22 protein-coding genes are annotated in these 20,623 nt (G+C 64.8%); 11 read left to right on the forward strand and 11 right to left on the reverse strand.

What is annotated here, in order from left to right:
- Positions 1-545: 545 nt before the first annotated feature.
- From CXY73_RS18020 to CXY73_RS18040, 5 genes are all read left to right on the forward strand, one after another.
- The gene (locus CXY73_RS18020) at positions 546-1,241 is read left to right on the forward strand and encodes a hypothetical protein (protein WP_146071811.1); all 696 of its coding nucleotides are present in this window, start codon (positions 546-548) and stop codon (positions 1,239-1,241) included.
- A 10-nt stretch (positions 1,242-1,251) separates the two neighbouring features.
- Complete coding sequence (locus CXY73_RS18025) at positions 1,252-1,458, forward strand: hypothetical protein (protein WP_104138841.1); 207 nt, start codon at positions 1,252-1,254, stop codon at positions 1,456-1,458.
- A 21-nt stretch (positions 1,459-1,479) separates the two neighbouring features.
- A complete protein-coding gene (locus tag CXY73_RS18030; protein WP_104178515.1) occupies positions 1,480-2,028 on the forward strand; it encodes a hypothetical protein in 549 nt (182 codons plus the stop codon).
- A gap of 21 nt (positions 2,029-2,049) precedes the next feature.
- Positions 2,050-2,229 carry a hypothetical protein gene (locus CXY73_RS18035; protein ID WP_104138835.1) on the forward strand — a complete coding sequence of 60 codons (180 nt, stop codon included), beginning with the start codon at positions 2,050-2,052 and terminating at the stop codon, positions 2,227-2,229.
- A gap of 160 nt (positions 2,230-2,389) precedes the next feature.
- Positions 2,390-3,163 carry a gamma-glutamyl-gamma-aminobutyrate hydrolase family protein gene (locus CXY73_RS18040; RefSeq protein ID WP_104138832.1) on the forward strand — a complete coding sequence of 258 codons (774 nt, stop codon included), beginning with the start codon at positions 2,390-2,392 and terminating at the stop codon, positions 3,161-3,163.
- Positions 3,164-3,691: 528 nt separating this feature from the next.
- Here the strand turns inward: CXY73_RS18040 and CXY73_RS18045 are convergent.
- Positions 3,692-3,925, reverse strand: a complete 234-nt coding sequence (locus tag CXY73_RS18045; RefSeq protein WP_146071812.1) for a hypothetical protein — start codon at positions 3,923-3,925, stop codon at positions 3,692-3,694.
- Positions 3,926-4,122: 197 nt separating this feature from the next.
- Between CXY73_RS18045 and CXY73_RS18050 the strand changes: the two genes are divergently transcribed.
- The gene (locus CXY73_RS18050; RefSeq protein WP_104178516.1) at positions 4,123-4,629 is read left to right on the forward strand and encodes a hypothetical protein; all 507 of its coding nucleotides are present in this window, start codon (positions 4,123-4,125) and stop codon (positions 4,627-4,629) included.
- A gap of 39 nt (positions 4,630-4,668) precedes the next feature.
- Here CXY73_RS18050 and CXY73_RS18055 read toward each other — a convergent pair whose 3' ends face one another.
- The 7 genes from CXY73_RS18055 to CXY73_RS18085 all read right to left on the reverse strand — a co-directional run bounded on the left by CXY73_RS18055 (position 4,669) and on the right by CXY73_RS18085 (position 12,003).
- Entirely contained in the window at positions 4,669-5,634 is a 966-nt protein-coding gene (locus CXY73_RS18055; RefSeq protein WP_233198439.1) for an FHA domain-containing protein, read from the reverse strand.
- Positions 5,635-5,636: 2 nt separating this feature from the next.
- Positions 5,637-5,888 (reverse strand): hypothetical protein, encoded by a 252-nt coding sequence (locus CXY73_RS18060; RefSeq protein WP_104138901.1) that lies wholly within the window; start codon positions 5,886-5,888, stop codon positions 5,637-5,639.
- A 167-nt stretch (positions 5,889-6,055) separates the two neighbouring features.
- Positions 6,056-6,334, reverse strand: coding sequence for an HPr family phosphocarrier protein (locus CXY73_RS18065; protein ID WP_104138824.1), 279 nt, complete (start codon positions 6,332-6,334; stop codon positions 6,056-6,058).
- A gap of 44 nt (positions 6,335-6,378) precedes the next feature.
- Positions 6,379-8,169, reverse strand: a complete 1,791-nt coding sequence (gene ptsP, locus CXY73_RS18070) for a phosphoenolpyruvate--protein phosphotransferase (protein ID WP_104178517.1) — start codon at positions 8,167-8,169, stop codon at positions 6,379-6,381.
- Between the two features lie 35 nt (positions 8,170-8,204).
- Positions 8,205-10,220, reverse strand: a complete 2,016-nt coding sequence (locus tag CXY73_RS18075) for a fructose-specific PTS transporter subunit EIIC (protein ID WP_104178518.1) — start codon at positions 10,218-10,220, stop codon at positions 8,205-8,207.
- Positions 10,217-11,218 carry a 1-phosphofructokinase family hexose kinase gene (locus CXY73_RS18080; RefSeq protein ID WP_104178519.1) on the reverse strand — a complete coding sequence of 334 codons (1,002 nt, stop codon included), beginning with the start codon at positions 11,216-11,218 and terminating at the stop codon, positions 10,217-10,219. The genes CXY73_RS18075 and CXY73_RS18080 overlap by 4 nt, the downstream gene beginning before the upstream one ends.
- Positions 11,215-12,003, reverse strand: a complete 789-nt coding sequence (locus CXY73_RS18085) for a DeoR/GlpR family DNA-binding transcription regulator (protein ID WP_104138810.1) — start codon at positions 12,001-12,003, stop codon at positions 11,215-11,217. Before CXY73_RS18085 ends, CXY73_RS18080 begins: the two co-directional genes overlap by 4 nt.
- Positions 12,004-12,178: 175 nt before the next feature.
- Here CXY73_RS18085 and CXY73_RS18090 point away from each other — a divergent pair, with 175 nt between their 5' ends.
- From CXY73_RS18090 to CXY73_RS18110, 5 genes are all read left to right on the forward strand, one after another.
- Positions 12,179-13,345: an exonuclease SbcCD subunit D gene (locus CXY73_RS18090; RefSeq protein ID WP_104178520.1), complete on the forward strand. Its 1,167-nt coding sequence runs from the start codon at positions 12,179-12,181 to the stop codon at positions 13,343-13,345.
- Complete coding sequence (locus tag CXY73_RS18095) at positions 13,342-16,371, forward strand: AAA family ATPase (protein WP_104178521.1); 3,030 nt, start codon at positions 13,342-13,344, stop codon at positions 16,369-16,371. Before CXY73_RS18090 ends, CXY73_RS18095 begins: the two co-directional genes overlap by 4 nt.
- Positions 16,372-16,460: 89 nt before the next feature.
- A complete protein-coding gene (locus tag CXY73_RS18100) occupies positions 16,461-17,039 on the forward strand; it encodes a hypothetical protein (protein WP_199185426.1) in 579 nt (192 codons plus the stop codon).
- A gap of 345 nt (positions 17,040-17,384) precedes the next feature.
- On the forward strand, positions 17,385-17,714 hold the full coding sequence (locus CXY73_RS18105) for a hypothetical protein (protein ID WP_104138798.1): 330 nt from the start codon (positions 17,385-17,387) through the stop codon (positions 17,712-17,714).
- Positions 17,711-18,007, forward strand: coding sequence for a hypothetical protein (locus CXY73_RS18110; protein ID WP_092451240.1), 297 nt, complete (start codon positions 17,711-17,713; stop codon positions 18,005-18,007). Before CXY73_RS18105 ends, CXY73_RS18110 begins: the two co-directional genes overlap by 4 nt.
- Before the next feature lie 214 nt (positions 18,008-18,221).
- Here the strand turns inward: CXY73_RS18110 and CXY73_RS18115 are convergent, their stop codons facing one another.
- From CXY73_RS18115 to CXY73_RS18125, 3 genes are read right to left on the reverse strand one after another with little or no spacing between them, the layout of a single operon-like run.
- Positions 18,222-19,088 carry an amino acid ABC transporter ATP-binding protein gene (locus tag CXY73_RS18115; protein ID WP_104138794.1) on the reverse strand — a complete coding sequence of 289 codons (867 nt, stop codon included), beginning with the start codon at positions 19,086-19,088 and terminating at the stop codon, positions 18,222-18,224.
- A complete protein-coding gene (locus CXY73_RS18120) occupies positions 19,075-19,743 on the reverse strand; it encodes an amino acid ABC transporter permease (protein ID WP_104138792.1) in 669 nt (222 codons plus the stop codon). Before CXY73_RS18120 ends, CXY73_RS18115 begins: the two co-directional genes overlap by 14 nt.
- A gap of 12 nt (positions 19,744-19,755) precedes the next feature.
- A complete protein-coding gene (locus tag CXY73_RS18125) occupies positions 19,756-20,544 on the reverse strand; it encodes an amino acid ABC transporter substrate-binding protein (RefSeq protein ID WP_104138789.1) in 789 nt (262 codons plus the stop codon).
- Positions 20,545-20,623: the final 79 nt, after the last annotated feature.

Here is a 20,623-nt window from a genome sequence, read left to right on the forward strand (position 1 = left end):
GCAACAATCATGCCGGACCCGACAGGCCAACTCCCTCAGATACTCACACCATCCGAGGTTACAAACAAGGTAACGGGGGTGAGATGTGCCTATTATGGGGGTCTTCCGCTCCTACCCTGACAGGGACTTATCAGGAAATTCTCCACGGCAACACGAAATTTCCCGGGGACGTCGTCCGTTTCCGACCGGGGTTGTTTGTCTCGCTGCCGGCCACTTCTCACACCAGAAGCAGCCTTGAATTATACCAGTCAACCAGAAGGCATCGGTCTTTTCGGTGTACCGCCTCTCGAGCCACAGCATCGCGTGCATCCGGCTGGGGCGCTCTGCGTCTCGTCGCCGGCATTGCCGCCGCAGCCCTCGTTGGCAGCATCACGCTCGCCGCGGTACCGGCCTCGGTGACCGGCGTTCTTCAACACGTTGCGTTCAGCTCGCACCTGTTCTACCCGGGTGAAGGCAACATATCGACAATCCACAACTCAGGGGGTGTTTCGTCTGTCAGTGGTTTTGTTGGCTGTGAAATCGTCACCGTCACGGGCGGGGTTCCCGTGGACGCTCGCACCTATCGTGACGGCGGCGGAGCTATCTCGTGGACGTCGAGCTTCGCGGACCTGCTCCAAAACTACGATCTCACTCCGGGCGACGTGTTCGGCCTCAGCTATTACTACGACATGGACGAAAATACCTGCGCCAGCGGTGACTCAACTGTGCTGGGCAGACCCACAGCCAGCGGTTCGTTCATCATCGGAACACTTCCGGTGGCCGACCTGCCGTCGGAAACCGTGAACGAGCTGGTCTGCGGCTGGGATTATGGAGAAGGAGCTAACTTCGCCACCAACTCGGTCGCCTGGACCGACATCTGCCTGACCGATGGAGCAGTGGACGACGGCCAGACCGCCCACGTCGATGACGCCTTCGACACCATCGGCACAGTTTGGCTCTACGGCGAAGGCTGGTACTACGCCGTGACGGATGCGGACTACAGCGACGACGCTGGCGTACTGACCCTGAACGACGACGACATCGATATTCCGGGACGCGACGGTAACGTCGATGTGACCGTGACGGTCACCATGATCGGGTCGTTCGTCACGTGGAACGTCAATGTTTTCGAAGCCGGAACTTCGACGCCCGCCGCAGTCGACGTCAGCCTCGAGGGCGACCTCGGCTCCGACGAGGACACCACGTGGACCCAGACCGACTCGGGGGGTCTGGATTTCGACCGATGGCCGACGGGAGTCTGACCCGGTCCTCGTGCACCGACTCCGGGGCAGCGGCCGAACGTACACCGGCCACAATGACGACAGCCTGACTGCGGGGGTCACCGGTGGTTCGTCATTCGTCTACTCCATCGGCGTCATCGACTACTGCTCGTCGCAGGCCGACGCCGTGGCGAACGCGCAGGTTGTCGCGGCCAACTTCGACAGCTACCTCAACACAGACCTGATCGGCGGCGATTGACCCGGATTTTCCGTCACTGACTTGACGGCCGCCCAGGGTGTCGTCATTGATCAGGCCCTCGCCATTGATCAGGCCCTCGCGTTGGATTTCACCGACGAATGGGATTTCTCTGGCGGGTGGGAGCTCACACTGTCCGGCCTTCCCGACGGCCTGGACTATGCGGTTCTGGGCGGCGTCGAGGGTCCGAGCGTTTGTATTTTCGGCACCCCCAGCTACAGCGGAACGTCGACGCTCACGTTCAATGCCAATGCCGCAGGTGTCTCGGCTGAGGCCCTGGGCAACCTGGTCGTTGCCGCTCCCGCTCACAACCTGTCGCTGGCTCTCGATCTCGCAGTGGGTGAGCAGGTGACGGATGCTCCGGCACACGTCTACGCATCCGGCCTGGTGCCCGACAGCGCCTGGACGCTCACGGCGCGGTCCACCCCGACCGTTATTGCCTTCGGAATCGTCGGCGCCAACGGTCAGCTGGCCACAACGGCCAACCTGCCCGCCGGCCTCGAAGCCTGTTGGCACTCGCTGACCCTGGACGGCACCTTAGCCGATCTGACGTACGCGCAGGCCATGGTCTGATTTGAGATCGATGCCAATGGCGTGCTGTTGCGCATCTCCAGCACCGATCCAGTCGTCACTCCGGTCGTCTCGAGGGCGGCTCTAGCCAGCGCCGGATTCAGCAACGGCTGGTTGGTCGGCCTCGCTGCCCTCCTGGTCGCCGCTGGCGCAGCGCGCGCCGGGGTGCGCCTGTACCGCCGCAAGGCCAACAGGCAGGTGTAGCCGGCACGCGTGAGCGGATGCCGCCTCGGTTTCGGTCGGGGTGGCATCCATTTTTCTGTGCCCGGCAGGTTGCCCCGTGTTACAGGGGCGCTCACCCGCGACCTGCGCGCCACGCACACTGGTAGGAGCGCAGCACAATCGACACCGACGGGAGCCCGGCATGAACGAAGAATTCACGAAGCGGATGCTCGCCGTCGTCGAGGTCACCGGAGCGCGCCCCGACCGTCCCTCGTACCACGCCAAGGTGCAGGTACTCAATTCGCGCCTGGCCACCGATGCTGCCGCTGCCGGCTGGGTCGTCATCCGGGTGGCCGCTGCCGACGTGACGCCCGTCGACCTGCTGCACATTACAGCGGATGCCGACGCCCTCGTCATCGTCGGCGGCGAAGACATCACGCCCCACTTCTACGGCGGTGCTGACGGCTACGAGGGTGAGACGGCACACTTCGCGGTCGCCGACGCGGGCCAGATTGCCCTGGTGCAGCGTGCCCTCCTACTCGGTACCCCACTGCTGGGCATTTGCCGCGGCCTGCAGATCATCAACGTCGCCCTCGGCGGCAACCTCGTGCAGCACATTGAGAACGGCATTCACAAAAACATCGACGTGCCGATCGACCAGATTCTTTCTACCCACGACGTCGTCCTCGCCGCCGACAGCACCCTGGCCGTGAGCCTCGGCCGCATCGACCTCTCGGTGCAGAGCGCCCACCACCAGATCGTCGACCGCCTCGGCGCCGGCCTCGTTGCCGTCGCCCATGCCCCCGACGGCCTGATCGAAGCCCTCGAGCACGAGAGCGCTCCGATTACTGGTGTGCAGTGGCACCCCGAAGCGCCCGACTCTCCGGTCGATCAGCTCACCCTGCTCCTGGCCGGTCTGGCCGCACAGCACGAGACTCGCTCGTTGCGCGGCATCGCCATCGCGCTCGCTGCTTGACCAGTCCTTCAGCTGAGCCATCAGCATTCGTTGAACGCCCCATGCACGCGGGATCGTTGCCGGGTCCATGTTCGGAAAGCGGGCCCGGGAAGAAAAAGGATCGCGGATCGCGACGCCAGCCCCGTGCCAGAGCCCTTGTGCCAGAGCCCTGGTGCCTGAGCCCCGGTGCCGGCGGGGCGTGTCAGCGCGGCGGTACCGCGCGTTGTTCGCGGAACCGAAAAAGCCCCGGCACTTCTCGCCTGGGGGGAGGTGAGAAATATGCCGGGGCTTCACGTGGAGTGGGGGAACTCCGTGTGTAACCGTACGGGGCATGGCCTGAGAAGAGGCTGATAAAAACCAAAAAGGAAGTATACCCCGCGCCAGAATTGGGATCTCCCGGTCGACCGGTTTGTTACGTATCCGTTGCAATCGCCGCGCGCGCAACGGTCGGCCGACTAAACTGAACCGCGGTCGCCGTTCCACAAAACGAGGCGGTGTCGACCCGGGTAGGGAGTCGACACCGCCTCGGATGCATGAGTCGGCTCTGCGTCAGGCGGCCTGGTGCTTGGCGGTACTGACGGCGCTCGTTGAGTGGCTCCAGGCGAGTAGTTCGGCCTGCGCCCGCTTACGGCTCGCAGCGGTCTGTTTGGGGGGAACCGGAACGATCATTCGGGAGCCCGGGCAATCCTTGGTGGAATTGGCCAGGGAATGATAGGTCGCGAAGCGGGTATCCGACGTGATCCACACCATTTGTTGGCATTCGGGGCACTCTGTCTGCAACATTTTCACGATTGTCCGTTCCATCGCCGACTCGGGGTAATCGGTTCGATAATTCCAATCTAGTGGGGACAGACAGCGTGATGTCCTCCCCCGTCATGGGGACAGCACGAAACGCCGAACAGTGGTATTTTGCCTCCGGCACGTGCTTCCGTCTATTCTGAGTTCCCCGCCTGCCAGAGACGTTGAAATGGAGACACGCCATGAACATTGATTGGGAATTCAACGGACTGCCGATACACGTGCTGATCGTGCATGCGATCGTGATCGTGGTGCCGCTGGCCGCCTTGTGTGCACTGCTCACCGCCTTCTGGCCGGCCGCTCGGCGACGACTGGGCATCGTGACGCCTATGGTGGCCCTCGCCGCGCTCCTGCTGGTTCCGCTCGCCGTGCAAGCGGGGGAGTGGTTGCAATCCCGGCTGGTCAGCGTGACCCCACTGCTCGGCGCGCACACCTCGCTCGGCAAGACGATGCTGCCGTGGGTAATTGCCCTGTTCTTTATGACGGCACTGCAGTGGTTCTGGTATCGCTATGCGACCGTCGAGGGCGCCCGTTTCGCATCCGCTCTGCCGAACCACACCCGATGCCTCGTGGCCACCGTTGTTCTTGATCTCCTTGTTCTGGTCAGCGCTCTTGGATCGGTCGTCACGGTCGCCCTGATCGGGGAATCGGGTTCTCGAGCGGTTTGGACCGACCTGTTCATCTCGTGAAGGCGCCGCACCGAACGTGCGACACCCTCGCGAGCCTGGTCAGGCCCGCGGCCTGGGCGGCTGCGGCTTCTGGAATGCCAGCTCGCCGCCGACGCGCCCGCCGAACGGCCGACCGTGGTCGGCAAACTCCTCGCGAAAGTATCCCATGCGCCACGGCCCCATTTCGAGCCGCGAGCCGGTGCGCAGAATCTGGCTGTTCCCGATGCGTCCTTCGACCGGCCGAGAGCTGCCCGAGACGTCACCCATCGCATACAGAACGTACTCATCGTCGTCATCGTGGCGAATTTCGGCGTGCAGCGGTTTCAATCCGGGCAGTTGCAGGTCCGCGTCGGCGGACGAGCCGATCGTCGTCACGCCCGGCAGCAGGTTGAATTCCCGGGGCATCTTCCCGTTCCAGTTCTCCGATCCCACAACGAAGATGAGGCGGGGCCGCCCGCTTCCCGGCGTGTAATGCGTTGTGGTGATCTTTCGCCGGCGGTGTCGATCAAATGTGGGTGCAAGCGGAAACACCGTCGATGGCGGCAGCGGAATGGCAACCGGCATGCGCGCACGTCCGCGCATGCGTGCCTGCACGAGCGGCCCAAGGGCGTTTCGGGCCCCGAGCACGATGTGCGGTGACCGCGTCAGGAGGCGTTGCGAAACGGAGGCCTGCACGTCGCCGAGACGCGCAATCAGCCCGACCGGGCCCGTGATGGAGACGGTCAGGCCGCGGGAGGCCAATTCGGCAGCCAGTGCGCGCAGCGGTTCCAAGTTGAGCGCACGCCCCTGCACGAACATTTCCGGGTTGCTCGTAAAGACGGTGATCTCCGTGCCGTTGGCGGTCACCGTGCCCTGCATTGCATCCGCTGACCCAAAGGAATCGCCGAATTCCGCCCCGGTCGAATCCGCACTGGAGTCAGCCTTCGACGCACCGACTGCACCCGTTGGTTCGACCAGGGAGAAGGCGAGATCGATGTGCAGACTCACCGGGGAGCCGGCCCGTGATGAGCTCGCCGAGGAGCTCACGATCAGCCCCGAAACGGATCGGAACCGAGCGACTTCTCGTCGCTCGTGGTGACCCGCAGGGTGCCGTTGAGCTTCCAGATGGCTCGTGGGGCGTCGGGGCCGATATCGCGGGGAACCTCAACGACCATATCGATGAAACTATAATTAATGGCTGCGCCCTTGCCGGTGAGATAGGACCACATTTCCTGGCCGAGGTCGGCCCAGTCCTTGATGGTGTGCTCTTCGGAGTCGGCGGTGGTCTCGACATTGCCCAGGTACGTCTGTCGTTCAGTCACGTTAAGTTCCTTTTCGCTCGCACAGATAGTGGTGCAGGTACCGACAGGTGCGCCGGTCTCGCAAGGACACAGTACCCTTGAGATTTACCTAGCCTAGTTACCTAGTTGCGTGCGGTAAAGGATTGTCCCTAAACGGGGAACGGGTATTATTCGGCGTCGAGATCCGTCTCAAGAATCCTGACCAGGGAGTCGAGAGCCTCGTCGGCGCCGTCACCGTCGGCGCGCAGCACGACGGTATCGCCGTTGGAGGCGCCGAGGCTCATGATGGAGAGGATGCTCGATGCGTCCAGTGCATCTTCGGCCGGCTCGCCGGCCATCGCGATGGTGACCTCGAGGGGCAGCTCACCGACCGCGGCGACAAAGATTCCGGCGGGGCGGGCGTGCAGGCCAACGCGGCTTGCGATGACAGCAGTTCGTTCAGACACGGGGTCCTCCAAGGTAAGCAGTGTTGAAAAAGAGCGAGTGCAGATTACAAACCCAGCGTATTAAGTATGGGGAGTTTCTCGCGAACGATTCGACGGGCATCCGTTGCTGAATGTGATTTGAGGGCCAGGGTGGCCAATTGCTGTGCCTCGGGGAGCGTCACGCTCGCGAGCACGGCGGCGACTGCAGAGAGGGCACGTGCGGTCATGGACAGCGTCGAGACGCCGAGTCCGACCAGCACGACCGCGAGCGCGGGGTCGGCCGCAGCCTCGCCACAGACACCAACCGGCTTGTCGTTGCCCTCGTCGCGCGAACCGGCCACGGTCAGGCGGATCAACTGCAGCACCGCTGGCTGCCACGGCGTGTTGAGGGCTGCGAGCGGGCCGAGCTGGCGGTCGGCGGCCATGGCGTACTGGGTGAGGTCGTTGGTGCCTAAGCTGACGAAGTCAACGTGTTCGAGAATGCTCGCGGCGGTGAGTGCCGCAGAGGGGACCTCGACCATGACGCCGGACGTCTTCAGGCCGGCTGCGGCGCAAAGGCCAGCGAAGTGCTCGGCTTCCTCGGCGGTGGCTATCATCGGTGCCATCACCCAGACCTGGGCCTTAGTGCCGTCGGCGGCCTGCGCGATGGCCTGGAGCTGACGCTCGAGTACTCCGGGGGAGGTGAAATCGGTGCGGTAGCCGCGCACGCCGAGGGCAGGATTCGGCTCGGAGGCATCTGTCAGAAACGGCAGCGGTTTGTCGGCGCCGGCGTCGAGAGTGCGCACGACGACCTTCTTGCCGGGGAACGCGTCGAACACGCCGCGGTAGGCCTCGACCTGTTCGGCGATGCTGGGCTCGATGTCTCGTTCCAGAAAGCAGAACTCGGTGCGCAGCAGGCCGACACCCTGGGCGCCGGCGGCTGCGGCTTTGACCGCATCCGTGGCCCCGCCGACGTTGGAGAGCAGTGGAACCAGGTGGCCGTCTTTCAGGCGCCCGGTGCCGTCGAACACGGCGAGAGCGGCGGTGGTGGTCTCCCATTCCTTGGCCAGGTCGACCTCGTCGGCGCCGGGGTCGACCAGAATCGTTCCGGCCGCGCCGTCAACGAAGACGATGGTGCCGTCGGTCAAGCCATCGACGCCGAGGGCGGCAACCACGGCCGGCAGCCCCAGGGCGCGAGCGATGATGGCCGTGTGCGACTGGGGTCCGCCGCTCGAGGTAACGAGGGCGAGTACCCTCGACGGGTCGAGAGTGGCGGTGTCGGCCGGTGCGAGATCCTCGCCGACCAGAATGAACGGCGTGTCCGAGTACGGGATTCCGGGGGCCGGAACGCCGCGCAGCTCGGCCACGATCCGGCCGCGCACATCGAGCACGTCGGTCGCCCGTTCGGCCATGTAGCCGCCGAGGTTGTGGAGCATTTCGGCCACCGAGGCGGCGGCGTCCCAGATCGCCCGTTCCGCTGAGGAACCGTTGGTGATGAGCTTGACGGCAGCCTTGACCAGCATCGGGTCGTTCGCCATCAGCGCCGTCGCCTCCAGCACCTCCCGGCCGGCGCCCGAAGCGCCGACCGAGCGAGCTGTGAGATTGGTTTGCGCGGCCTTTGCTGCGACCCGCAGGGCAGCAGATGCCTCCTCCGGCGTGGTTCCCTCGGCCAGACGTTCGCCCGCACCGGGTTCCCTCACAGGCTGGGGCATCAACAGGATGGAGCCGACGATACGGCCGGGGCTGACGCCGACTCCGGTGAAGGTGCGGCCGGTTTCGGCTTGGTCGGTACTCGCCTTGCCTGAAAGCGTCTGCACGATCGTCCTCAATTCCTTGATCCCCAGCCTGCGGCTGGGCGTCACTGTACTGCGTGGCATTCTTCGCGGGTAGTTCCCACGGGGTTCTTACCGGGTCAGGCGTTGACCGGGATAGCTTCCGAGACTGCGGGCTTGCGTACCGCGTAGCGCTTGAGCCCGACCACGGCGAACGCTGATACAACAGTACCGATCGCAATGGCGAGTACGAACAGCAAGAAGTTGTCGATGGCAAAGAACACGAACATTCCTCCGTGTGGCGCCTTGCTCGTGATGTTCCAGGCCATGGACAGGCCACCGGTGACCGCGGCGCCGAGCATGGCGGCCGGAATAACCCGGAACACGTCAGCGGCGGCGAACGGAATGGCGCCTTCGGAGATGAACGAGGCACCGAGCAGCCAGGCAGCCTTGCCGTTCTCGCGCTCAGACAAGCTGAACAGTTTCTTGTCGATCGAGGTGGCTAAGGCCATTGCGAGCGGCGGAACCATGCCAGCGGCCATGACAGCGGCCATGATCTGCCACGGCGCCTGGTTGGCGAGGCTTGCCGCACCGAGGCCGGCGACGGCGAAGGCGTAGGCGACCTTGTTGACCGGTCCGCCGAGGTCGAAGGCCATCATGAGGCCCAGGATGACACCGAGAATCACAGCGGATGCCCCGGTCATGCCGTTCAGCCAGTCGCCCAACCCCACGGTCAGCAGCGCAATCGGCCCGCCGAGAATGACGAACATCAAACCGGAGGCGACGATCGACGCGATCAGCGGAATGATCACGACGGGCATCAGGCTGCGCAGCCAGCGCGGAACGTTCAGCTTGGCGAAGCTCGCGGCCACGACACCGGCGAGCAGACCGCCGACGATACCGCCGAGGAAGCCAGCACCCATGAATCCGGCGACGGCACCCGCGACGAAGCCTGGTGCGATACCGGGTCGGTCAGCGATCGCGAAGGCGATGTATCCGGCCAGCGCGGGAACCAGGAACCCCATCGACAGGGCGCCGATCTTGAAGAAGACCGCGCCGAGGTAGATGAGCATTCCGCCGTCTGGCAGGTTGAACAGGCTGTTGTTGAGCACGACGTCATCGGCGACTTCGGTGATCTCGTAGCCGCCGAGCAGAAAGCCGAGGGCGATGAGCAGGCCTCCGCCAGCGACGAAGGGAATCATGTAGCTGACACCGGTGAGCAGCGCGCGCTTGAGCTTCTGGCCCAGGTGCTCGCTCCTTTCCTCGGAGGCGCCGCCGAGGTCGACGGTGCCGCTGACGCGACGTGCATTCGGGTTGAGTGCGGCTGCGAGGGCTTCCTCGATCAGTCGGCCGGGTTCGTCGATGCCGCGCTTGACCGGGGCGTTGATGACGGGCTTGCCGGCGAAGCGTTCGCGGCCGCGAACGTCGACGTCGACAGCGAAGATTACGGCGTCGGCGGCAGCGATGACCGCCGGGTCGAGCGGGGTGACGCCAGCCGAACCCTGGGTTTCTACCTGCAGGTCAACGCCGACGGCCTTGGCAGCGGCCACGAGTGAGTCGGCGGTCATATAGGTGTGCGCGATGCCGGTCGGGCAGGCGGTGACGGCGACGAGGCGCTTCACGCCGATCTGAGCCGGACCGGTGCCGGCGTTTGAGTTCTCAGCGGCACTGGCAGTATGTGCGCCAGCGCCAGCGGCAACCGGAACCGGGGCGACGACATTGCCCACGAGTTCGACGATCTGCTGCGCGGTCGACGCGTCCCGCAGGGCGGTGGTGAAGTCCTTCTTCATGAGCGACCGGGCGAGCTTGGCCAAAATCTTCAGGTGTTCCTGGTCGGCACCCTCCGGGGCTGCGATGAGAAAGACCAGGTCGGCGGGGCCGTCTTTCGACCCGAAATCGACCGGGGTCGACAGGCGTGCCAGCGCGAGGGTGGGCTCCAGCACGGCCGAGGAACGGCAATGCGGAATGGCGAGGCCGCCCGGAATGCCGGTGGCGGTTTTCGCTTCGCGAGCGAGGGCATCCGCGTACAGCGCCTCGATCTCGGTGGCGCGACCTGACTCGACGACGAGCTCGGCCAGGCGCCGAATGACGTCCTTCGGCTCGCTGCCGAGATGGGTGTCCAGAGCAACGAGCTCCGGGGTAATCAGTGCACTCACTGGTCATCCTCCTTTGGATGTGTGGCCAGGACCGGCCGGGGGACCGATTCTGGGGCAAGGTCCGTCACTGTGACGGCGCTGGGGTTGGTTTGGTGCAGGGCGGGAACAGTAGAACCGGGTAGGGAGGCCGCAGCGGCGCCGTGGGCGGCGGCCTGGCGCAGGCGGTCGGGGGCGCTCGCGCCGAGGTTGCTTTGCAGCAGGTAGCCGGCTAGGGCCGAGTCGCCGGCACCGACGGTGCTCACGGCGATCATCGGCGGCGTGGTCGCGAGCCAACTGCCCTCGGCGGTGACGAGCACGGCGCCCTTTGCTCCGAGCGTGGCCAGCACGGCACCGACGCCGCCGGCGATGAGCACGCGGGCCGCATCGACAACAAGCGCGGGGTTCGCCTCGAGCGTGTCGCCGTCGCACAGACCGCTCAGTTCCGCGAGTTCCTCACCGTTGGGTTTGAGCAGATCGGGGTGTGCCAGGGCCGCTTTCACCAGTGGGCCGCCCGACGAATCTACGGCCACTTTTGGTGCCGCCGAGCCGAGCCGTTCGCGTAGTTCGCGGATGATACGGGCGTAGAAATCGTCGGGAACGCCGGGTGGCACCGACCCGGCCAGCACGAGCCAGCTGGCGCCGACCGACTGCTCGAGCACTAGGTCTATGAGGGCGTTCTGCTGGTCCGAGCTCAGCTCCGGTCCGGGCTCGTTGAGCTTGGTGGTCGTGCCATCGGGTTCGGTGATCGCGATGTTGCTGCGGAGCAGTTTGCCGATTGGCAGGCCGAGGTGTGGAATGCCGTGGCTGGTGAGGGCGAGCAGCACCGGGTCGTCCGCGTCGCCGGGAAGGATGGCCAGGCTGCTGATGCCGCTCGCTTCGAGGGCACGGCAAATGTTGACGCCCTTGCCGCCGGGTTCGCCGTGGGCAGCGACGGCGCGTTGCACCTCGCCGCGGGCGAGCGGGCCGGACAGCTCGATGGTGCGGTCGAGGCTTGGGTTCGGGGTCAGGGTGACAATCATGCGATCACGACGTCGACGTCGGCTGCGGCCAGGGCTGCGGCAAGATCGGCGGATGGCGCGGCATCCGTTATCAGGGTGTCGATTGATGCGAGGGCGGCGAAGGAGACGAGCGTCTCCTGGCCGAGCTTGCTGGAATCGGCGAGAACGACGACGCGCCGGGCCGTGCGGACGATCGCGGATTTGACGGCGGCTTCGACCGAGTCGGGGGTACTGAGGCCAAAGGTCGCGCTGATGCCGTTGGTGCCGATGAAGGCGATGTCGGGGCGCAGCGCGGCGAGCTGGGCGACGGTGCCAGCGCCGACGATCGCGCTGGTCAGCCCGCGCACCCGACCGCCGAGAATGTGCAGGTTGATGGCGTCGTTGCGGGAGAGCTTGGCGGCGATCGGAACGGCGTTGGTGATCACTAGCAGCTGGTCGCCGGAGACTGCGGGCGCCCAGCCGGCGAGGCGCTCGGCGAGGCGCTCGGTGGTGCTGCCGGCATCGAGCACGATCGAGCCGGTTCGACTCACCGGAATCATGCGCATGGCCGCATCGACAATGCGGGACTTCTCGTCGAGGCGCTGGGTCTGACGCTCGTCGAGGCTCGGCTCCGACAGGCTCAGGCGATCTATGCCGACGGCGCCGCCGTGCACTCGGCGCAACTGGCGAGCGGCCTCGAGGGTGTCGAGGTCACGGCGCACGGTTTCGGCCGTGATGGTGAAACGCGCGGCGAGGTCGGTCACGGTGACTCGCCCCTCGGTTGCCACGAGTGCGGCGATTAAGAGTTGACGTTCTTCGGCGAACACGAATTGCCTCCTCGACGATGAGTGACACGGGCCACAAGAAGTTGTTTTCATTGACTTTAGCTGTGTTTATTTTTGTTTGTCAAGAAAAAACAAGATAAACAAAGAAATTGTCTGGATCGGGTTTAACGGTTGCTGTCGGTTAGTCCTGTCGGTGGCCGGCGGTAGCGTGAATGGTATGAAGATTTTGCACACCTCGGACTGGCACATCGGGCGCACCTTCCACACCCATTCGACCCTCGAACACCTGGCGGTCGTGTTCGACGCCCTCGTTGCGGTGGTGGGCGAGCGAGGCGTCGACGTGGTCGCCGTGGCGGGTGACGTGTTTGATTCCGCCATGCCCTCGAAAGAGAGCTACGCGCTGCTGACTCGTGTCTTGCGGCGTCTGAAAGAGGCCGGGGCATCCGTTGTGATGACCAGCGGAAACCACGATTCGGCCACCCGGCTGGGCTTTCAGGCCGAGTGGGCGGCGCTGGCCGGCATCCACGTGGTGACCCGTCCGGAGCAATACCTCGAGCCGATCACCATCAGTGATGAGCACGGACCGGTGCACTTCTATGGCATTCCCTTTCTCGAGCCCGTACTCATTCGACATCTGCATCCCGCTGAGCTGCTGAAGACGCATGAGCAGGTGCTCCGGTTCGTCATGACCCAGATTCGGACCGACATGGGCGTGCGCGGCGGGCGCAGCGTCGTGCTGTCGCACTGCTTCGCCGCCGGCGTCGCCCCGGCTACCGCGGCGAGTGATGTGGAGCGCGACATCACGGCCGGCGGACTCGACGTCGTCCCGCTGAGCGTCTTCGATAGTTGTGACTACGTAGCGCTAGGGCACATCCACGGCCGGGCCACCCTCACCGACCGCGTGCGTTATTCCGGGGCGCCGCTGCACTATTCCTTCTCCGAGGTGAGTAAACCGCGGGGAGCCTGGCTGGTCGAACTCGATGCCTCCGGCCTCGGCGCGGTCGATTGGGCCGACCTGCCGGTGCCGCGGCGGTTGGCAGTGCTCACCGGCGAGCTCGCCGATCTGCTCGAAAACTCTAGCTACGCCGACAACGAGAGCGACTGGGTGAAGGCCATCCTCACCGATCAGGTGCGCCCGCTCGATGCTATGCGTGCGCTGCAAGCTCGGTTTGCGCACGCGGTGGCGCTCGAGCATCGCCCGGCGATTCGGGTCGACCCCGGCGATAACAGCTACGCCGAGCGCATTCGTGCGGCGACGAGTGACCCCGAGATCGTGGCCGGCTTCCTCTCCTTCGTGCGCAACGGCGTCGGACCGACCGAATTTGAGAGTGCGCTTGTAGCCGAACTGCTCACCGAGCAGTCCACCCGGGCGGTGAACTCGTGAAGATACTGCGGTTGCGGCTCGCCGGGTTCGGCCCCTATAAAGACGAACAACTCGTGGACTTCGAGCGCTTCGACAATGACGGAATCTTTCTGATCTCCGGCAAGACCGGGGCTGGCAAGTCGAGCATTCTCGACGCCATTTGTTTCGCCCTTTACAACCAGGTGCCGCGTTTCGATGGCAGCGAGCTGAAGCTGCGCAGCGACCACTGCGTGGCCGGCGACCCGACGTTTGTCGAACTCGACTTCAGCGTCAACCAGTCCCGGTATCGGCTGCGCCGCAGCCCGGCGTACGAACGACCCAAGAAGAACCAAACCGGGGTCACCATGGCCGCGGCGACCGCCGTGCTGCAGGTTCTGGACGACGCCGACGGTTCCGATGAAGGCGGCTGGCGCGGCATCGCGGCCAAGCCCGGTGCCGTCGGTCACGAACTCGATGCCATTCTGCCGCTCAAGGTCGACCAGTTTCTGCAGGTGATCCTGCTCGCGCAGAATCGATTCCAACGATTCCTGCTCGCCAAGACCGAGGAGCGCCGCGCTGTTCTGCGCACCCTGTTCAACACCGGCCGCTTCGAACAGCTGGAAGCCGCGCTGATTCTGCGCCGTAAGGGATTGGACGAGCAACTGGCGACGAGCCAGCGCGACCTCGAGCAAAACCAGACCGTTGCCGCGCAGCTGCTTCGCCACGACGGGCCGCTCGCCGCACCGACCGCGGGGTGGTTTGCCGCTGCCCAGCACGATCTCGCCGGGCAACTCGATGCTGCGACCGTTGAGCAAGCTCGTACCATCGTCGAATTGGCCACCGCGACCGACCAGCACCAGTCCCTGCTGCAGACCGAGCAGCGTCAGCTTCGTCGATCCGCTGCCGCTAGTGACCTGGCTGTGCTCGACTCCCGGCAGGACGACATCGTTCGGGAGCGAGCCGATCTGCAGAACGCCGCGCGCGCTGCCAGAGTCTGGCCGCAGGTTCGGGCGCGCCACGAGGCAGCCAGCGCACTGGCGGCGGCCGAGAGCGCACTGGCTGCAGCACAGGCGCAGCGCGAGGGCGATCGCCCGGCTGAGACGTCAGGTGCTGCTGGTGCTGCCGGTCGTTCGCGAACGTGTGCGGCATCCGTGGAAACGCTCGGGCAGCTTCAGCCAATCATTGACGGGCTGCTCGGTCGCCTCGGTGCGCTCGAAGACGCCCTCGCCGATGAGGTCGCCCTCCCTGAGCTCGACAACGAGATCGCCGAGCTGCTGATCGAACAGCTGGAAGGCACTCGCGCTCTCGACGTTGCCCGCGCCGAGGTCGATGCTTTGCCCGAACAAATCGAGGCGATCACCGCTGAGTACTCCGCGGCACAGCTCGCGGCTGCTCGTCAGCCCGACGCGACGATCGCCCTCTACCGTGCCGCCCTTACCCTGGCGGCCGCGCAGACCGTCACGCGGCTCGGTAGCGTCCTGCTCACCGCACAGCAGGCCGAGTTGACCGCGAGCGGCGACAACGCCGACGCGGCCGCGCACTACGAGAGCGTGCTCGCCCGTCGCTTTTCAGGATTCGCCGCCGAGCTCGCCACCCGGCTGATCACCGGGGACGCCTGCGCGGTGTGCGGGTCAACAGCACACCCTCAGCCAGCCCTCGGTCACGATGAGCCGGTCACCACTCACGATCTGAACGTCGCGCGCAGCATGGTCACCGACCGGCAGGGTCAGCTCGTCGTGGCCCAGAACACAGTGCAATCGGTCGATCTCCGCCTGGCTGAAGCCCGCGCCCTCACCAGGGGGCGCGGCGCGGCCACGATCACGGCCGAGCACGACGCAGCAACCGAAGCGCACCGGCTGGCCGATCGAGCCACTTCGACCCTGCCCGATTTGCAAGCCCGGCTCGCTCGGATGCAGTCCACGATGACCCAGGCGACCGCCAGCGTTGAGGAACTGTGCGGCCAACGCGATCAGGCCAGCACGGCACATGCCGCTCGGGTCAGCCAGCGGGAGGCCATCTTCGGCCGGATCGCCGCGCAACGCGGCGAGTTCGACAGCGTACGCGGCCAGGCCACTCACCTGCACAACGCGCTAACCCAGGCGCGCACGCTCGCCACTGCGCTGAGCCTGGTCGACGAGTGCGGCGCAGCCGAAGACGCCGCGCACTGCCGCCTGCGCGCGCAGCTGGCCGAGGAAGCCTTTACCGATGAGACTGCGGTGCTCGCCGCGCGACTCGACCAGCCCGAGATTGAACGACTCTCGAAAGCGCTGCGCGTGCACGACGACTCCCTGGCGGCAGCCCGCGCGACCCTCACCCAGCCCGACCTCGCGGATCTACCCACCGAGCCCGTCGACGTCGCACCAGCCGCAGCCGCAGCTGCCGCCGCGAGCACGGCACGCGATACCGCATTGACAGTGCAAAGCTCCTTGGTCGACCGCACCGCGACCCTCTCCGTGATTGTCGGCCGGGTTGGCGCGCTGTTCGCGGCATCCGCTCAGATGCACGAGATGCAGCAGCAGGTGCGTCAGCTGGCCGACGTCGTACACGGCGACGAACCCAACACCAAACGCATGCGACTGGAAAATTACGTACTGGCCGCACAGCTTGAGGAGATCGTGGCGGCTGCCAACATTCGGCTGCGCACCATGACGAGCGGCCGCTACACCCTCGAACACGATGACTCCCTGGCTTTCGGCGGGGCACGGTCGGGGCTGGGGCTCGCCATTCGCGACGAATACACCGGTCGGGCCCGTCCAACGCACTCGCTGTCGGGCGGTGAGACCTTTCTCGCCTCCCTGGCCCTCGCCCTCGGGCTCGCCGAGGTCGTCACCGGGCAGGCCGGCGGCGTCACCCTCGACACTCTCTTCGTTGATGAGGGCTTCGGCTCTCTCGACGGTGAAACCCTCGAGACGGCCATGAGTACCCTCGATTCCTTGCGTGCCGGCGGTCGCACCATTGGGCTGATCAGTCACGTCGACTCCATGAAGGAGCAAATCCCCGCAACTCTGCGCATCGTGGTAACCGACCGGGGGTATAGCGAGATTGAGGGCGGTGACCGCACCGAGTGACGGGTATCGCTGGGCGGGCCAATCGTTCGGGGGTGCCTGCAGGCATTGCCGATCTGGGGTGACCCTGTCACCATCGGAGCGTTGCCGCAATGATGCGAGCCGCGTTAGGGAGCCCGAATGAAAAAATCCTCTATATCGACCTCGACAACACCCTCGTCAACGTGCAATCGGGAATCGACCGTTTGACCAACGCGGAATACAGCCGCTACGAAAAACGACTCGATGAGGTGCCAGGCGTTTTCGCACGAATGGAACCGATCAGCGGAGCGATCGAGGCGTTTCACACCTTGGCAAAATCGTTTGACACTTACATCTTGTCGATGGCGCCGTGGGGCAACGCGAGCGCCTGGCAACACAAATTGGAGTGGGTGCAGGAACATTTAGGAGCGGATGTGACCGGGCCGGCATACAAGCGGCTGATCCTCTCGCACCACAAGCATTTGAATCGCGGAGACTTTCTGGTCGACGACGGTTTGGCCGCCGGCGCTAACCGATTCGAGGGGGAGCTCATCAAGTTTCTGGCACCGAAGTTTCCGGACTGGCACACCGTTACACGCTACCTGCTGGAGCGGGCCGAAAGGTCGCCACGTTCAGAGCCACGCTCCAAGCGGGAAGCCCGGTCGCTGCGCTCGAGCACTCTGCAGACCGTGGTGTCCCCGGCTCGGTGATTCTTCCGCAAGTAACAGTGAGACATTAGGAGTTTTGGTGCTTGAGCGAGTGCCCGCGTCGTTGTATGTTAACGCTGTCTGAATCGTCCGATCGCCTTACCGGCCGGACTGATCTCTTTGTGTGCGACAGGATTTCACGGTGCGAGGTGTCTGCGGTCAACGCCTGCGTGCACCGCGACCAATCCTGATAGAACCTTGTCGGTGCGGAGTATACATCTTCTGAAAGTCTTGACCAGGGGTTTACCCACATGTAAATCTGGGGTAATCTCATTTTCCAGACGGGCAATGACCTGGCAGGGAGTTTTCCCCTCGCGAGTCAATGCCACCAGATGATTGGGTGACGACATGGTGGAACTGAAGTCGGATTTCGTTCCGGTGGGCGAAGTAAGCGCCGATGAGCGCTCCAGAATGGCCTTTGGTAAGGCCGGCGTGCACCGTGATGATCGGTACGCCGTCGCGGTCAATGCTGAGGGTGAGATTCTTCTGACGCCGCTCGTGTCGATTCCCCGCCGGGAACTTCTGGTCTGGGACGACGAGGGCATTCGTGCGGCTCTGGTGCGTGGCCTTGAGCACAGTTCCAAGGACGAAACGAGTGAGGGCGGTGACTTCACCCGGTACGCCGAGGAGGAGCACTCGCTTGAGGACGAGAACGCCTCCGCCGAGCCCCGGTCATGAGCTTTACGCTCCTCCTCACGCGGGAAGCGGCATCAGGACTCTCCATTCTGGAAGCGAAACCACAACTGGTCGGCCGACTGAAGCGCGTGCGAACCGCGCTCGGTCGGCTGCAGCTAAACCCCGAAGATCCGGCCCTGCGCTCGCACAAGTACGTGTCGCTCGCGGGCAAGAAGGGCGAAGCCGTCTGGGACTCCTACATTGAGCACCGCACGCCAACGGCCGGTCGCATCTACTGGCACTATGGCCCAGGACTCGACCGCATCACCGTCGTGATCATAACGCCCCATCCATAGCGCCGCCCGCCCGCGCCTACCCTCGCCCGAACGGGGTGGGTGCGCGGGTGCACCCGAGGTGGGGGCGCGCTACGGTAACCGGCGCAGCGGCTACCGATATCGGGCGCGGTCATGCGGGCAGCGGATGCCGCGCCAGCCGCTCAGACGCAGGAGCCTGCTCGCACCGCGCTCTGCTCGGTGCCTGCTCCTCGGTCGGCAGCTCGGTGCCCGCAGCTTAGAACGGGTTGAGCAGCCGGTGCAGAAACTGACGGGTGCGTTCGTGCTGCGGGCGCCGCAGCACCTGTTTAGGGTCGCCGTGCTCGACGATCGTTCCGCCGTCGACGAATGCGATCTCGTGGGCGACCTCGCGGGCGAATTCGAGTTCGTGGGTGACGATAACCATGGTCCACCCCTCGTCGGCGAGCTCCTTGATCAGGCGCAGCACGTCGCCGACCAGCTCCGGATCGAGAGCGGATGTCGGCTCGTCGAATAACAGAACCTGCGGCCGCAGGGCGAGTGCCCGAACGATTCCGACCCGCTGTTGTTGGCCGCCGGAGAGCTCGAACGGAAAGCTATGCCGTTTGTCGGTCAGACCGACCCGATCGAGCAGGGCGAGCGCCTCAGCGGTCACCTCGGCGGCCGGGCGTCGTTGCACTACCACCGGCCCCTCGATTACGTTCTGCAACACCGTTTTGTGCGGGAACAGGTTGTAGTGCTGGAAGACCATCGCCGACCGGTCGCGCAGGCCGGCCAGGTCTTTCGGTGAGGTTTTCGCCGCAAAATCAATGGTCATCGGGGCGGCCGAGCGCTCGCCCCGACCCGCAGCTGAACCGCCCGGACCCCGGTCACTCGTGCTGGCGGCAGCGACGTCGATCGTGCCGCCGTCGGGCAGTTCCAGCCCGTTCAGGCAGCGCAAGATCGTGGTCTTGCCCGAGCCGGACGGGCCGATCAGAGCTAGCACCCGACCGCGACCGACAGTGAGGTCCACCGACTTCAGGACCCGGTTGCTGCCGAAACTCTTCTGCAGGCCGCGCACGCGCAGCAGGGGGGTGGCATCCGTTGTGCCGGAACTCACACTGGCGGACAGGTCAGCGGGCGACATAGCGGTCCAATCGCTTCTCAAGAAAACCCTGACCGGTCGAGAGGACCAGGCAGATTACCCAGTAAATCAATGCAGCTTCGAGGTAGACCAGCATGAACTCATTGCTGAAGGATGCGATCTGCTGCGCCTCGCGAAAGAGCTCGGTGACAAGGATCACGGAGGCTAGTGACGTGTCTTTGACCAGACTGATGAACGTATTCGACAGCGGCGGCACCGACACGCGGGCAGCCTGCGGCAAAATGATACGGGTGAGAGCCCGATTACGCGACATGCCGATCATGTAGGCGGCCTCCCACTGGCCTTTCGGCACCGAGAGAATCGCGGCCCGGATGACCTCGGCGGCGTATCCGCCGACATTGATCGAGAACGCCACGATAGCGCTCGGCCACGGGTCGATGAGCACTCCGATCGACGGCAGCCCATAGAAGATCACGAACAGTTGCACCAGCAGGGGAGTGCCGCGCACGATCGAAATGTAGCCGCGGGCAATGCTGGAGAGCGCGCGCTTCGACGACAAGCGCATAAGAGCCAGTACGAGCGCAAGCACGAGTCCGATCGCAAACGACGTGAGAGCGAGCGGAATCGTTCCGCGCACTGCACCGTCAAGCAACGGCCAGAGCGAACTGACGAACAACTCCCAATAAGGCTCGATCATAGATTAGTTCGGTTACTGGCTGACGTCGGCGCCGAAGTACTTATCAGAGAGCTCGGCGAGCGTTCCATCATTGCTGAGGGTCGCCAGCGCTTCACTCACGGCGTCAGCCAGGGCGGTGCCATCCTTCGCGAAGGCGAACGCACTCTCGGAGCGCTCCTCGGTCTCGGCCGCGATCTTCAGGTTGTCGGCACCGTTGGTCTTCTGGTAGTCCAGAAAGGTCAGCTTGTCGTTGACCGTGGCATCCACCCGGCCCTGTTCGACCAGGGCGACAGACTGGGCCCAGCCTTCGATGGACTGAACGTTTGCGCCGCTCTCGGTGGCCAGGGTGTACCAGTTGCTACTCAGTGACTGCGCCGTGGTCAGGCCGTCAAGGCTCGAAAACGAGGTGATCGACGTGTTGTCGGCGGGAACCACGATGACACCGGTGGAGTAAGTGTATGGCGTCGAGAACGCGTACGCATCTAGGCGCTCCGGGGTGATCGACACTTGGTTGGCGATGGTGTCCCAGCGGCCGGCGGTGAGGCCGGCAAAGATGCCGTCCCACTGGGTTTCTTCGAACGCGACGTCGACGCCCAGCTCGGCTGCTACAGCACGGGCGACCTCAACGTCGTAGCCGGTCAGTTCGCCCGAGCCGCCTTCGTGGAACGAGAACGGCCGGTAGGTGCCCTCTGTGCCGATCGTGAGGGTGCCGGAGTCGAGCACGCTGGTCAGTGAATCGTCGGTGGCGCTTGAGGCGGAGCAACCGGTGAGGGTGAGAGCGACGACGCTGAGCAAAGCGGCCGGAATGAATTTGAACTTCATGAAAAGGAACGCCTATCGAACTAGGTTGGGGTCGTGTTGCACCCGAATGGTGCGGAGGCCGCGGATAGCGCTCTACTCA

Origin of the sequence: Cryobacterium sp. Y50, assembly GCF_002929805.1 — a bacterium.
Lineage (GTDB): Bacteria > Actinomycetota > Actinomycetes > Actinomycetales > Microbacteriaceae > Cryobacterium.